The sequence below is a fragment of the Paraburkholderia sp. LEh10 genome, assembly GCF_017814945.1.
GTDB lineage: Bacteria > Pseudomonadota > Gammaproteobacteria > Burkholderiales > Burkholderiaceae > Paraburkholderia.
In genome coordinates, this window is the sequence record NZ_JAGIPX010000115.1 from 1 (window position 1) to 13,880 (window position 13,880).

12 protein-coding genes and 2 pseudogenes are annotated in these 13,880 nt (G+C 56.9%); 7 read left to right on the plus strand and 7 right to left on the minus strand.

The window, feature by feature from the left end:
- Together J8I87_RS41555 and J8I87_RS41560 are read right to left on the minus strand one after the other, a co-directional pair.
- On the minus strand, positions 1-733 hold a 733-nt coding region (locus J8I87_RS41555), incomplete at its 3' end, for a CaiB/BaiF CoA transferase family protein (protein ID WP_245254558.1).
- Complete coding sequence (locus J8I87_RS41560; RefSeq protein WP_209938341.1) at positions 730-1,713, minus strand: hydroxymethylglutaryl-CoA lyase; 984 nt, start codon at positions 1,711-1,713, stop codon at positions 730-732. The genes J8I87_RS41555 and J8I87_RS41560, both read right to left, overlap by 4 nt.
- Before the next feature lie 166 nt (positions 1,714-1,879).
- On the opposite strand from J8I87_RS41560, the gene J8I87_RS41565 reads away from it, so the two are divergent.
- Positions 1,880-2,665 (plus strand): IclR family transcriptional regulator, encoded by a 786-nt coding sequence (locus J8I87_RS41565; protein WP_209938329.1) that lies wholly within the window; start codon positions 1,880-1,882, stop codon positions 2,663-2,665.
- A gap of 1,178 nt (positions 2,666-3,843) precedes the next feature.
- On the opposite strand, the gene J8I87_RS41570 is transcribed toward J8I87_RS41565, so the two are convergent.
- From J8I87_RS41570 to J8I87_RS45420, 3 genes and pseudogenes are all read right to left on the minus strand, one after another.
- Entirely contained in the window at positions 3,844-4,797 is a 954-nt protein-coding gene (locus J8I87_RS41570) for an IS5 family transposase (protein ID WP_209938331.1), read from the minus strand.
- Between the two features lie 620 nt (positions 4,798-5,417).
- On the minus strand, positions 5,418-6,296 hold the full coding sequence (locus tag J8I87_RS45415) for a S9 family peptidase (RefSeq protein WP_313068208.1): 879 nt from the start codon (positions 6,294-6,296) through the stop codon (positions 5,418-5,420).
- A 15-nt stretch (positions 6,297-6,311) separates the two neighbouring features.
- Positions 6,312-7,067: pseudogene (locus J8I87_RS45420) on the minus strand (DPP IV N-terminal domain-containing protein); the annotation flags it as partial.
- A gap of 407 nt (positions 7,068-7,474) precedes the next feature.
- On the opposite strand from J8I87_RS45420, the gene J8I87_RS41580 reads away from it, so the two are divergent.
- Positions 7,475-9,181 carry a recombinase family protein gene (locus tag J8I87_RS41580; protein ID WP_209938333.1) on the plus strand — a complete coding sequence of 569 codons (1,707 nt, stop codon included), beginning with the start codon at positions 7,475-7,477 and terminating at the stop codon, positions 9,179-9,181.
- Here J8I87_RS41580 and J8I87_RS41585 read toward each other — a convergent pair.
- Positions 9,107-9,439: a reverse transcriptase domain-containing protein gene (locus tag J8I87_RS41585; RefSeq protein WP_209938343.1), complete on the minus strand. Its 333-nt coding sequence runs from the start codon at positions 9,437-9,439 to the stop codon at positions 9,107-9,109. The genes J8I87_RS41580 and J8I87_RS41585 overlap by 75 nt on opposite strands.
- 9 nt (positions 9,440-9,448) lie before the next feature.
- Positions 9,449-9,871, minus strand: a complete 423-nt coding sequence (locus tag J8I87_RS41590; RefSeq protein ID WP_209938335.1) for a reverse transcriptase N-terminal domain-containing protein — start codon at positions 9,869-9,871, stop codon at positions 9,449-9,451.
- A 783-nt stretch (positions 9,872-10,654) separates the two neighbouring features.
- Between J8I87_RS41590 and J8I87_RS41595 the strand changes: the two genes are divergently transcribed.
- From J8I87_RS41595 to J8I87_RS41615, 5 genes and pseudogenes are all read left to right on the plus strand, one after another.
- Positions 10,655-10,993, plus strand: a complete 339-nt coding sequence (locus tag J8I87_RS41595; protein ID WP_209938337.1) for a hypothetical protein — start codon at positions 10,655-10,657, stop codon at positions 10,991-10,993.
- Between the two features lie 177 nt (positions 10,994-11,170).
- Positions 11,171-11,374, plus strand: coding sequence for a transposase (locus tag J8I87_RS41600; protein WP_313068210.1), 204 nt, complete (start codon positions 11,171-11,173; stop codon positions 11,372-11,374).
- 1,191 nt (positions 11,375-12,565) lie between these two features.
- A pseudogene (locus tag J8I87_RS41605) lies at positions 12,566-12,694 on the plus strand (IS6 family transposase); the annotation flags it as partial.
- A 360-nt stretch (positions 12,695-13,054) separates the two neighbouring features.
- The gene (locus J8I87_RS41610) at positions 13,055-13,270 is read left to right on the plus strand and encodes a hypothetical protein (RefSeq protein ID WP_209938339.1); all 216 of its coding nucleotides are present in this window, start codon (positions 13,055-13,057) and stop codon (positions 13,268-13,270) included.
- 52 nt (positions 13,271-13,322) lie between these two features.
- A complete protein-coding gene (locus tag J8I87_RS41615; RefSeq protein WP_245254559.1) occupies positions 13,323-13,832 on the plus strand; it encodes a hypothetical protein in 510 nt (169 codons plus the stop codon).
- Positions 13,833-13,880 lie beyond the last annotated feature (48 nt).

The window sequence follows — 13,880 nt, forward strand, 5'->3', positions numbered from 1 at the left end:
AGGGAGATCCCCCTGCGTCCCTCACGCAATTTGCAAAAAACGGCCCAAATTTCCATCGACTTCCGTGCTCACGCTCACCGGTCACGGCGAACTGCATCATGTGCTGTGCGACAAGGAACACGTTGTTCTCGAAAAGCGCGCTTTGTACCTCCTGACCGTGCCCGGTGCGCTCACGTTGCGCAAGCGCCGCCATCGCGCCGATCGCGCCGAACATGCCGCCCATGATGTCGTTGACGCTCGTGCCAGCCCGCAGCGGACGCCCTTCCGGTCCCGTCATGTAGGCGAGGCCGCCCATCATCTGAGCAACTTCGTCCAACGCGGTCCGATGGTCGTACGGACCGGGCAGGAATCCTTTGTGCGACACGTAGATCAGACGCGGATTGAGCATGGAAAGCGCCCCATATCCCAGGCCCAGTTTGCCCATCGTGCCGCTTTTAAAGTTTTCGCTGAAGATGTCTGCACCGGCAAGCAGCTTGTGCACGACGTCGAGCCCGCGCGCATCCTTCACATCGACGGCGATACTCTTCTTGTTCCTGTTGAAGGTACTGAAAAAGCCAGCTCCGGACCCGCGAAGAGCGCGCGTGCTGTCGCCAGCAATCGGTTCAACCTTGATCACCTCCGCGCCCAGATCAGCCAGGACCATGCCGCATGTTGGTCCCATTACCATGTGCGTCATCTCGACAACACGCACGCCGCTGTACGGCAGAGCTTGGTTCGCTTGCTCTTGGCTCATTGCGCAACTCCCAACAGACAGCCTTCCGGTTGCGGTGCGCTCGGTACGCGCCCATCTGAATACCTGAATCCCTTGGGCAGTCCGGCATCCTGCACATGCCCGTACAAGGCTTCGTCCGGCAGCGCTTCGGCCAGAATCGCACGTGCAGCGCCCAGTTTGTCGATGTCCACGCCCGTCTCATAGCCCATGGCTTCCAGCAGGAAAGCAAGGTCCTCCGTGACGATGTTTCCAGTAGCGCCTGGGGCATACGGACAGCCGCCAAGACCAGCCTGACTGGAATCGATCGTTGTGACGCCCACGTCAAGCGCGGCGATCACATTGGCGAGTCCCTGACCGCGTGTGTTATGAAAGTGCGCCCCGCCCGCCTTGTCCCTGAGTTCCGATTGCAGTCGACGGAACAGGCGACGAACCTGCGCAGGGTCGGCGTACCCGCTGGTATCGGACAGGCCAATCTCGTCCACGCCGGACTCGGCCATCGCAAGACACATACGCATCGTTTCGTCATCGGTGACCGTGCCGGTGATCGTGCAGCCAAATGCGACGGACACGCCCGCTTCGATCTGTACGCCGGGAAACTGCTCGTTGCGCAACGCGACGATGTCGCGAACCTCTTCAATCATCTGCGCCGTCGTCTTGCGGATATTGGCCATCGAGTGCTCGTTGGTCACCGAGACGGGCAGCGTTACCTTGTGCACACCGGCTTCGAACGCGCCTTGCGAACCACGCAAATTCGGCGCGAGGACCGCCACATGAAGGCCAGGAATCGACAGCGCATGAGCCACGACCTCACGGATGTCGGCCATTTGTGGCAGTAACTTCGGGGGCACGAACGAGCCCACCTCAATTTCCTTCAACCCAGCGGCGGCCAGCGCGGAAATCCATCGCAGCTTGGCCGCTGTCGGCATGATGCTCTTGATGCTTTGCAGGCCGTCGCGCGGCCCCACCTCGCTGATCAACACCTTGGGATTGGACGTACTCACTATTTGCTCCTGAGTTCTATCTGACAGATCGATGTTCTGTTGGAAAGAACTATATGCGCGCGATAAATCTCGGATAAGACGGGTAAACCCGGAAACTTGGAAAGATAGAACTTGAGTTCCATCAGGCGGAACTGTAGAGTGTGAGAACAAACTTTGAGGGGAAAACGTGCCTATCAATGCACTCTCGCCGGCGGAGCCGACGATCGACACGTCAGAAAGGTCGAGCGGCGTCGCGGTCCTGGATCGAGCATTCGCGATTCTCAACGCCTTTGGACCGGTTGATGACCGGCTCACGCTAACGGAACTCTCGCGCCGCACCGGCTTGTACAAGAGCACGGTTTTGCGGCTGCTCGGTGCTTTGGAGCACGGCGGATACATACGGAAGCTGAATGACGGGCAGTACGCCATCGGCCATCAACCGCTGCGTCTCGCAACGCTTTATCAACGGTCCTTTCAAATCGGCCCGGTTGTCGAACCCATCCTTCAGCAACTGAGTCGAGACATGGGCGAGACGGCATCTTTCTATGTGCGGCAGGGTGACCAACGTTTAGTGCTCTACCGCGTGGAGCCGTCAAGGAGCGTGAGGGTCGCGATACGTGTTGGCGAGGAATTCCCTATCGACAAGGGCGCATCCGGCAAAATACTGCTCGCATTCACTGAATCTCTGGACCCCCGCGGGAATGACGTGCGCGCGCAACTCTGGGCGGTGTCATACGGCGAACGCGATCCTGAGACAGTATCAGCATCGGTGCCGGTGTTCGATTCGAGTGGTCAACTCGTGGGCGCTCTGACTCTATCCGGGCCCAACGGTAGATTCGATGCGCCAGACACTATTAACGTTGCGCTGAAGGCGTTGCTTGACGGTGCGAAGCGCGCGACGGTCACCCTGGGTGGTATGGGTGAGAGATACGATGCGAGCATCGCCCACTTCGCCCCCCATCATCATCCGTAGATCGGGTGTCTGCGAAATAAAAGATCCGCGCTCATATCCGCCCCGGCGCACCGCTTCCCGCTTCACACTTCAGTGCAACTGTCGCAGACCCGCACCTGACGTCTAGCGAAGAGCAGCTTGAGAGTGGCCGGCGCGAGCAGGTTCTGCGATCTTTGCGAGAAGGCCCTATGCGATCAGGCGAGGCCCGCGTCAGTACAGCGCGCTTAACGCAGTGCTCGAGCCATATACGGTACTTCGGGGGCTCCCGTGACCAAAACGACATGGGGCTACCCAATCGGACAGCGTACGTCGTTCGAACTCAGCCGCACGATAAAGACGACGCATAGCCGCGCCTGACCAAGCACGAGACCCAAATGGCGAAGACCAAAAAAACATCACCTCAACCTTCGATCTGAATGGTCGGTTCCTGAGTGGAACCGACGCCTGAATGTCTCGGCGACATTGCCCGCGAATGTCGCTTCATGGCGTGCGCCGTGAAAAGGCGGCGCTTTTCCAGTGGGTGAAAGCCCCACCCGGCAACCGCTCCAGCCGGAAGCAACCTATAAGGACGTTCCCTTTTTTGCAAGCTTGGGTTCATTCGGTCATTGATAGATTCCGATGTTGTGGCGGACACGATGGCAGGTCGGCGGCGGGGCTCTGCTCCATGACTTTCCACTTCTCAGATGGGTTGCCAGCACCAACCATCGTGGCATATCGCTACGCCCCAGGATGGGGAAAGTCTTTCTAATTCGGAGCAGTCGTGGAGGTAACGAAGCGGTTGAAGCCTTCGGTGAAGCGTGTCACGAAATACGGTGACAGCGCGAGTGTGCAGGCCGTAACGCGAGTGAAGTGCGCCAGTACAAACTGGCAGGAGGTAGTCGATGAAAGTTCGATACAGCGAAGGTCTAGCAAACCACGCTGACCCCGAGTCATGCGGTGGCCGTCGTGAGGCATCCATCGAAGCGAAGTAAGGGACTTCCCCGTCCCGAGGCTGCGGTGGAAGCTGGAAGCCGGCATCAACGTGCCATGTTGTTTACGCGACGAAGTTAAGGAAGGTCTGCAGAAGTCGTTTCCGGCGCGATGATCTTCCGCATCCATCGCAGCCTGACCGCTGAGAACATTTTTGAGGTGAAGATCGCTTGGTATTACCACCTGTCCGGCCGATGCCGGCGAAAACCTCTGGCCACACCGACCCGATTTCAAGATTTTCGCAAGGCTCTGCGCGCCATCCACAAATTGCTCAAGGCAAACAATGTGGTGATCTGGGCGGTATTTTTCATCAAACCACGATAGCGCGTCTTCGTATAACCGAACTGTCTCTTGATAACGCGAAACGGGTGCTCGACCTTGGCTCGAATCCCAGCCTTCAGCCGCTCGATTTCATCGTATATCGCGTCCAGAGGATCACTCGGATCCAGCATTCTGCGCTTGCCAGGTCTCATCGCCACATGCCAACGCGATGCGCGAGCCTCACTATGCTTTTCGACCCCTTGATACCCGGCGTCGGCGTAGACATCCGTTTCCTCGCCATGCAGCAATGCTTGGGCAACGGTAATGTCGTGCACATTGGCCGCCGTTCCAATGACTGTATGAACCAATCCGGAGTCTGCGTCCACGCCGATATGGGATTTCATTCCGAAGTACCAGTTGCCGGCTTTCTGTGTCGAGTGCATTTCTGGATCCCGCGTGCCGGAACCGTTCTTTGTGGAACTGGGCGCGGCAATCAAAGTGGCGTCCACTGCAGATCCAGCCTTTAGCATCAAGCCTTTCTCCGTCAGGATCTCATTGACCAGCGTGAGCATTTGCGCCGCCAGACCATGCGTTTCGAGCAGATGGCGAAACCGGAGAATCGTGCTTTCATCCGGCAAACGCGCCATGCCGCCGTCAAGGCCTGCGAACTCGCGATACAGCGGCATGTCGTACAGCGCTTCTTCCATTGCAGGGTCGGACAGAGAAAACCACTGCTGCATAAAATGAATCCGCAGCATCGTCGCGATCGGGAACGGCGGCCGACCCGTTTTACCCTTGGGATAATGCGGCTCGATCAGCGCAATCAGCCTTGGCCACGGCACTACACGGTCCATCTCATTCAGGAACTCCCGCTTGCGTGTGCGCTTTGTCGTCAGATCCAGACCAAGACCGAGTTGCGTCATCGACTCTCTCCATAAACATCCCCCTGCTACCCAGGATAGTTCACCTGCCTGTCAACGCCAGGACTTTTGCAGACCTTCCTTAACATCGCCGCCAATCGTTTACAACCGAATTTTGTTGCGGTTTGAGAGATAGTCGTCGCCGACATCCTGGCCTGGCCTAATGCTGCCGTCAAGGGCGACGGCGCGCCTGGCAGGATTGCCCCGGATTTATGAGCAGTTACGAAAATAGCCGCTAACCTATTGAATTCGAAGAATTTCGAAAAAATCGGCGGTTCCAGCTTATAACCCATACAAGCGAATGATCTCGTTGGCATCCCAATGGCCGTGCCACTTTCAATCCTCAGGTCCAAGACCGCTGAGGCGAGAAATTTTTCAAGCGCCAGAGCGAGTACGATCGCCAACGCGCAAAGGCATTGACCCCACTGCTTTCGGCGTAGCGCCTGAACGACGGCGACGCTCAGCGACCGGCGATGACACTGCGCCGGTCTCCCACACGAATCTTGCGGGCTTGCGTTCAACGAAGGCAAGCAATAGCAGTCCTGAGCCCAACGTAAACGATTGAATGTGACTATACAAAACTCCTACGAACTCAATGTCAGGGCGATCAGTATTAAGGGTCATCAACTTGACGGAAAATGCGTCGATGTGGCATTCCAATTAGGCGGATCTTGCCCGAAAACATTGCGAACGAAGAAATCCATGAGCTTACGCTCGGTGAAGATACCGGAGGCTCCATGATCAGCACCAGGCACATAGACCATTTCGAATTCCTTTCCCGCCTTAATGAGACTGTCAGCGAGCGCAAAGCTGGAGGCCGGATCGACATTGTGGTCCATTTCGCCCACAACAAGCATAAGTTTGCCGTGCAGATTGTCGGCATTGTCGATGGCGGAGGACTGTGAGTATTCAATGCCGACGGGCCATCCCATCCACTGTTCGTTCCACCATATCTTGTCCATACGGTTGTCATAGCAACCACTGTTGGCTACCGCAACCTTATAGAAGTCCGAATGGAATAGCAGTGCATCAATGGCGTTCTGGCCGCCAGCTGATGTACCGAAGATTCCCAAATTCGAGATGTCGTACCAGGAATATAGAGAGGCAGCCGCCTTATGCCACAGAATGCGATCGGGAAGGCCTGCATCTTTCAGATTCTTCCACGCGACGTCATGGAAAAGGCGTGAACGGTTGTTAGTGCCCACTCCGTCGATTTGCACAACGATAAAACCCAACTGGGTAAGTGGCTCTGTTGTGGTTGTGAATGACTTTGGGACATGAGAGCCTTGCGGGCCGGCATAAATATCCTCCACCACAGGATACTTCAGATGTGGATTGAATCTATTTGGTAGATGAATGATTCCCCAAATATCGGTCTTACCATCGCGCCCTTTGGCAACAAAATTGATTGGTGCTCTCCATCCATTAGATTCGAGTTGGGAGATGTCGGTGCTCTCGATCTGCATCAGTTTAGCGTTGTCTCTAGACCGGAAAAGCGCCATGCGTGGGGGAAGGTCGATACGCGACCAGAGGTCGACGTAGAATCTACCGTCAGGAGAAAACTCGATGTGATGATTGGCCGGCTCTGGCGTAAGTGATGTCAACCCCTTTCCGTCGAAGCCAATTCGGTAGGCATGAACGAAATAAGGGTCCTCACCGAAATTCATTCCGCTTGCTTCAAACCAAATTTCCCTTCTGACTGGATCGATGTGGTCCACCGCGCGGACAATCCAGTCACCTTTGGTGATTTGGTTTTCTAAAACACCGGTACGGCCATTAAAGAGGTACAGATGTTCAAATCCATCGCGCTCGGATGCCCAGATAATTTCCTCTCCATCATTAACATTGTAACGAAAGTGTTTTCCGGAATTTCTTTGGTTATTTCTTAAATCTTTATAATCGACGAACGTGGAGCTGACCTCATCGATCAAAGAGCGCGTACGGCCGGTGGCTGCCTCCACCTCGATTACTCGGTAGAGCTGATGGCCGCGTTGGTTGTACTCAAATGTAAAGCCTTCCCCATCCTTCCACCAATTAATTTGGGAAAGGTCAAAAGGATTCGGGAACAAAGCATTGTCGATATTGACCATGCGCTTGTTGACTATGTCGAATAGTACCGGTTGCGGTCGCGGAAGAATATCTCCCGGTTTGGGATACGCTATTGGCTCATACCTGGCTTGATGGTTTGTTGCTGAGGAATTGACAAGCATGATTTGACGCGGTTGGCCGAGGGCGACACGGTAGCCTGCGAGGTGATTGGAGTCAGGGGACCACTTTAGGGATGAGAAGACGTAATTGTTCGCTTCTGTCCCGTCCCAACTTAACGGTACATTTACTGACCCAAGCGAATCATGCGGCGCTAACTAAATGCTGCGCATGAGATGTGGGGAAACCTTAGTTCGCATATCGAGGGAGTGTCTGGCGCCATGGTCCAGAGAATGTCCTGCCAGTAATGCGGTTCTCGTGCTTGAGGCCGTTGCTCCCGCTAACCGGGAGCCCAGCCGATGACACGGGGACGACGCAAACACTGGCGAGTGCGTCTCGCTTTCGAGCCGAACCGCTATTCCAGCGAACAACTGGAGAAGGCCTATGACCAGCTCAGTCCGATTGATGCCCGAAGCACGAGGCGCGCATCGGATGCAAGGCCAGCAACGGCGAAAGCGATGAAGCGAGGGAAACGATGAGCAACGTTGCCATGGTCGCGCTTTACGCGCGAGTGTCATCCGAGCAGCAAAGCAAGCGCGGCACGATAGACAGCCAGATCGCTGCATTGAAAGAACGAATTCAGGCCGACGGGGCGCAGATTGTGGAGGACATGTGCTTCGTCGATGCCGGGGTGAGCGGTGCAACGCTGGTCAGGCCGCAATTGGAGCGCCTGCGCGACGCCGCCGCGCTCGGGACGGTCGATCGGCTGTACATCCTCGCGCCAGACCGCCTGGCGCGCAAATATGCGCACCAGGCCCTGCTGATGGAGGAATTCTCCTCATGCGGCGTACAGGTCGTGTTTCTCAATCATGCAATTGGCACGACGCCGGAAGAATCACTGCTGCTGCAGATGCAGGGCATGGTAGCGGAGTACGAGCGGGCAAAAATCGCAGAGCGTCACCGCCGCGGCAAGCTTCACGGCGCGAAACGCGGTACCGTCAACGTGCTATCAGGGGCGCCTTACGGCTACCGCTATATCCGAAGACAGCTCGACGGGACGCCAGCCCGGTACGTCATCGAACTGCCGCAAGCCGCCACGGTGAAAGCGATCTTCGAGTGGGTCGGGCTGGAGCGCCTGAGCCTCGGAGAAGTGATACGTCGGCTTGGCGAGGCCGGTACCGTGACGGCATCGGGCAAGCCGTACTGGGACCGCAGCGTGGTATGGGGCATCCTGCGCAATCCGGCGTACATGGGGCGGGCTGCGTTTGGCAAAACGCAGGCGTGCGATCATCAGGTGCGCGTGCGTGCCCAGCGTCACAGCGCCGACGTGCCCAGGAAACCGTATTCAGCGAAACGCGCGGACCGGCAGCAGTGGATCGAAATTCCGGTGCCGGCAATCGTCAGCGAAGCACTGTTCGAAATCGTTCAGGAGCAGCTTGCCGAGAACCGCAAGCTGGCACGCCAGCGCCGGGATAATGCGCCGCTTCGCCTGCTGCAGGGGCTCACTGTTTGTGGACAGTGCCGTTACGCCTACTACGCGAAGAAAGTGAGCAAGTCGGCGGCCAAGGGACATCAGCGAGACTATGCCTATTACCGCTGCGTTGGAACCGACGCCTACCGGTTCGGCGGCGAACGTATCTGCGACAACCTGCAGGTACGGACAGATAAGCTCGATGAGTTGGTATGGCATCAGGTTGTGGAATTGCTCAGGCATCCCGATCGACTGAAAGAAGAGTATGAACGTCGACTCGACGTGATGGAGCGTAGCGAAAAGCGCGGCTTCGATACCGGCAGTCTGGAAAAGCAGCGGCTTCAGCTCGAAAAGGGCAAATCGCGACTGATCGACGGCTACGCCGACGGTATCATCGACAAGGCTGACTTCGAGCCAAGGATGCAGCAGTTGAAGAGTCGGCTCGAACAGATTGAACAGCAGATCCAGGAATCACGGCGCCACGGTGCGATGCAAAGCGAGCTGTTTCTCGTCATTAACCGGCTTGAGGAGTTTGCAGCCGCCGTCACTGAAAAGCTGGATGCGATTGATCTTGAAACGAAACGCAAGATCGTTCTGGGCCTGGTCAAGCGCGTAGAAATCCACAAGGACGAGATCGTCGTCGTGTTCCGTGTCGATCCGCAACCGCCGGTTCGCGGCAGCGAAAATTCGACCGACTCAGACGCAGGAGAGAAAAGTATGCAACATTGTAGGCGGCGTACTGACACCCCCTTGGGGCGTACCAGCCCGTGACTCGAACAGAGTTCCCTCATCGATATATCCGGCTTGGAGCCACTTCCGCAGAACCTCCTTATCCATCGGCACGTTCTCCAGAATCCAGGAGTGACTGAAGTTGTCGAAACAGCCTCGAATGTCACCCTCCAGAATCCATTCTGGCGAGGCACGCTTGGCCAGAACGATGAAGCACTGCTCGATGGCGTCGGCGGTCGAACGTTGAGGCCGAAAGCCATAGGAATTGGCGTCCGCCAGGGTCTCCGCGATGGGCTCCAGGGCGAGCTTCTATAAAGCCTGCATCGCCCGGCACTTCATGCACGGAATTCCCAACGGACGTGTCTTGCCGTTACTCTTGGGAATGTAAACGCGTCGCAACGGCATCACGCGATAGCCACGATGACGCAGTGACAGCATTCCGTTCCATCTGGCCGCCGAAGATGACCATATCCTGCCGTCCACCCCCGGCGTTCTCTTGCCGCGATTTTCCGTCACACGCTTCACGGCCAGCAACTTGCCGTTGCGCGAGCGGGTCAACAGACGTTGCAAGGCTTTCACCTTGCCCCATCGGTTCTCCCGAACTGCCTTGGCGATACGCATCTGAAGCCGCTTCACCTCCGCTTCGATGTGCGACCAGTTTTCCTGATCCCACATGACTGCGGCGTGCGAGGGCGCACCAATGTTCGACACCTTCGTATCGTTCACCGTCATCTGCTCTCCCTCGTACAACGGTTTGTCAAGATTCTCTCGCCATGAATGACCACGCGGAAGTCTGCCCACTTTCGTGTCGGGCAATGTCGCAGCCCGTATCCCGTCCATTACGGAAGGGCGTTCGCTTTCTCCGCTTTCCTTTACCCACCGCACCAACAGCGTTCCTTGCGGTTCGCCTGCCGTTGCCGGCAGCGCGATGGGCTTACCCTGTTCCGCTTGAATTTCCGAGCGGGGCGGACCCTTCCTCTTCGCCGGTGGCTAATCGTCCATGGTGGCCCAGTCATTCAGGAACCACTCCTCACCACACACCGTTTTGGTTCAAGCCTATCGGCACGTTTGGCTTGTTCAAGATCACGACGTTTATCGGAAGTTCACGTATGTTGGTCGTACCCGCTCATCCCTTGCTCCTCTCCGCCTTCGTGCTGGCAGATTCGGCCTCGCCTCGCGGCTCAGCGTACCGGATTCCCGGCGGCTACGTTGTCCCCAGAGCTTCACACCGAGCTGTTACCGGCTCCGCATGTCCGGGTAGGGAACGGTTGATGGAACAACCGGTTTCATCAGGTCATACCTGCTCCTGTGAGACAGAAATTCACGCGACTTTCAGGTCGCACGATCACATTCTTGGCAAGATCGACACCGATGCGGGTAATCGTGTTCATGACCCTTCTCCTTGCAGGCAATTGTGGGTCTGATCATGGCACATCGCCGGGAAGGTCCTTATTAATTCGGGCAGTCGTGAATGCTTCGCGTGAATACCACACCAGTGGCGCGAGCGGCGCATTCATGCAACTGCTGACGCAATATCCGGAGATCGCCGACTGGATTGAACATTGGGCCAAGGAACGCCATCGGAAGAATGGCGACAGGCGCGAAGTTCTGCGTGGACTGCGTCACCTCCATCGCGGCTTCCTTTTGCAATGCCGGCATGCGGGCGTCTTGGCAAACCGCTACCCGTTCAATCAGCTATCCCGTTTGAGAACGGACACTTGCGACGTGGGTTCGGCAGGTAGGAAATGCGGGAGCTTGATGCTGCGGCGCGCGGTGCCGGCCCGATGCAGATTGCCAAAGCCGGGCATGACTGTGACGAACAAACGTCCGGAGACCAGTAGTGCAGCCGTATGAGTCGTTTAGTTTGGCGGGCACAAGATTGATCTGCGCGTCACGCTACGCATCAACCGCGACCACCGGGTGGCAATCAGCACGGGCGGAAGATTGTTGATGAGGTTGCTGGGCGAGGACGATGCCGGACAGCCTCAAGCGCTGGCAAACTGCTGGCCTTAGCCGACCGCGCATTAAATCATACGACCGCGACCATCAGCGCAGGATTGTCGTGTGCGCCAGCGCCAGACCCCGTTCACCAGAGCCGTCGAGCGCAGCTTCGGATGGCTTAACCGCTTTCGACGCTTGGCACGTGACTACGAACGCTTGCCCGAAACACTCGCTGGGCTGCCTTTTGTCGTCTTCGCCATGCTTATGCTTGTCCATGCAAACCCGGTACGCTAATTGATTTTTTTTGGTTGATGAAGCCCGTTTCTGCGCCGTGTATGTAGTCGCATCTGCGCTGCGCATTTCGCGTCCTGGGACCTCGTGGGTAGCTTCACTGCGCCGACCCCTTAAGCCGAATGTTCTCCAACTGCCGAGGGAAGAAGCGGCTGCTTGGCGGGTCGGACTGAACTCCATATAAATTATGGTGATGTTAATTGTCTTGTGCTTCGGCTAGCCGCGACGCATACTTCTAACTCGCATGAGCGAGTGCGCGGTAACTGGTGGACTCACCAAAAGGCCGGACGATGATTCTAAGTAATGAATCGCTGCAGGGAATGGTTGGATACCTTAATAATGTTCCCCGGTGCATTGCGACGCGCTTCCCAACCTCTTTCGGAAATGAATATGGCAGAACTCGTAAGAATTACCAACGACGCCCCAGGCGCCGTACAGATTTGGGGATTCCATGGGGAATGTAACGTAGGGGACGTCGCGGCGGCCCTCCACCAGATCGCTGCGGGGCTAGAGGGCGAGGGAAATACAATTCACGTGATGTCGGGCACCCACGGCTATTGCTTGGGGCAGGTCGGTGCTGTCGCAACTCGCGAGCGGAAATTCGCGGAAGAAGATCGGTCTCTCGCCCACCCTAGGACGGCAGACAACAAGACCATTGTCGTGGCTGTCCATGATTTCAATACGAACAAGCTGCCGGCTCCCGACTATGTTACCGCAGCAATGTCTAAGCTCAACAAGGACGTCCGCACGATTGTGGCAGAGACGCCCGGCATTCCCACTTTCCTGCTTGCGTATTGCTGCAGTGCAGGCACGAGGTAGCGGTAATAAGGTTCCCCGGGAGTTTTTGCCTTCGAGTGGTCTTGGTCATGCAGCCGGATCCGGTGTCCGCTGAACTCCAAGCCAGAACAGCAGGAGCGCGCGCTGCTGCGACTCGAATACCGGCAAAGCGTCGCCGAGCCTAGACCGACGGATCCTGATCATTGAATCGAATATCACTCGTTCGAACGGGTAGTCAGCAGGGCTCTGGTGCAAATAGCGCGGGGGCGAATCGGTTAAGGTGTCGGGCTGAACGAATTGAGAACGACGATGAGCAAGCTGAAGAGCCTGGGCGAACTGTTTGCAGGCCGGGCTGTGGTGCAAACAGCGATCAACGAATCGGTTAGAGTGGCGTGCTGAGCGAATTGAGGGCCCGAGATGAGCAAACTGAAAAATCTGGACAGGCTGTTTGCGGGCCGTCACTTTGACCGCGACGTGATCGTTCTTTGTGTGCGCTGGTATCTGCGCTACAAGCTCAGCCTGCGCGATCTCGTCGAGATGATGGCGCGAATCTGCTGCGATCTGGGTTGAGCGCTTACCGCGCCACATCGCAAAGCTCAAACCATTGCAGGGCATTGAATTGGACTGCGGCCGCGCCCGAATCCCTTACCGATCGACGCACATGTCGTGGCGTTGGCGCAACTATTGCTTGCGCTTTTCGCGGACCAATTAAGAGTGGATTAAATGACTGAACACGAAATCAAATATACGGCGCTGCGGTCACAGCCAGCGTTTTCGCTCGAATCGTCATGGAGCTTAGGACCAAGGGATTACGTACACGCGCGAGAAATGCCAGCCACCTCGCGTTCGAATGGATCGCCGCAATGTACATTGCGCTCATCGAACGTGGCTACTGGGGATCGTCAAATGAGCGTTCTCTACCCCAGTCACCGGTTAATGCTGGCCACTGGGAATGAGTGGCACAAGATTGCCGCGCTTTTGCTGATGAAGTTGCCTGGCGAGGAGGCGCGTATCACGGTGGTCGCGAAGGCCGCCGGCGAGGCGTCATGGAATGGCGAGGGGGGCGAGGCAGTTCTGGACGGCAATGGGCGGAGTGCATGGATTCGACTGGACTATCGCTGAGCTGCGAGGGCATGCACGTTGCGTTCTATCGGGCAACACCTACGGAGGCGGTATGACCTGCATTGTCGCGCTGACGGATGGCAAGAAGGTCTACATGGGTGCGGATTCGGCGGGCGCATCGAATGATTGGTCCATCACAGTACGCGCCGACCCTAAGATTTATCGGGTGGGGCCGTTCCTGATCGGTTTCACTTCGTCCTTCAGGATGGGCCAGCTTCTGGGCCACAGTCTGACCGTCGCGTCGCGCCCTGAAGGCACCGATGCGTTCGCCTTCATGTGCACGACCTTCGTTGAGGCGGTACGCGCATGCTTTACCCGCGGCGGATACACGCGGAAGGACGGCGAACGGGAATCGGCTGGCACTTTTCTGGTTGGGTACGAGGGGCGCATCTTCCGGATTCACAGCGATTATCAGGTTGGTGAAAACGCCGTGAACTTCAATGCCTGTGGTTGCGGCGAACAGCTGGCGCTGGGCTCGCTGCATAGCACCGTCGGCATGCCGATGCTGCCGGAGATCAAACTCGAACGCGCCCTAGATACTATGGAGGGGCCGCGGAGATAAGCCTCCTAGAGTAAAACGAGGATTCCGACACCCGTTTTCCGAGAGGAG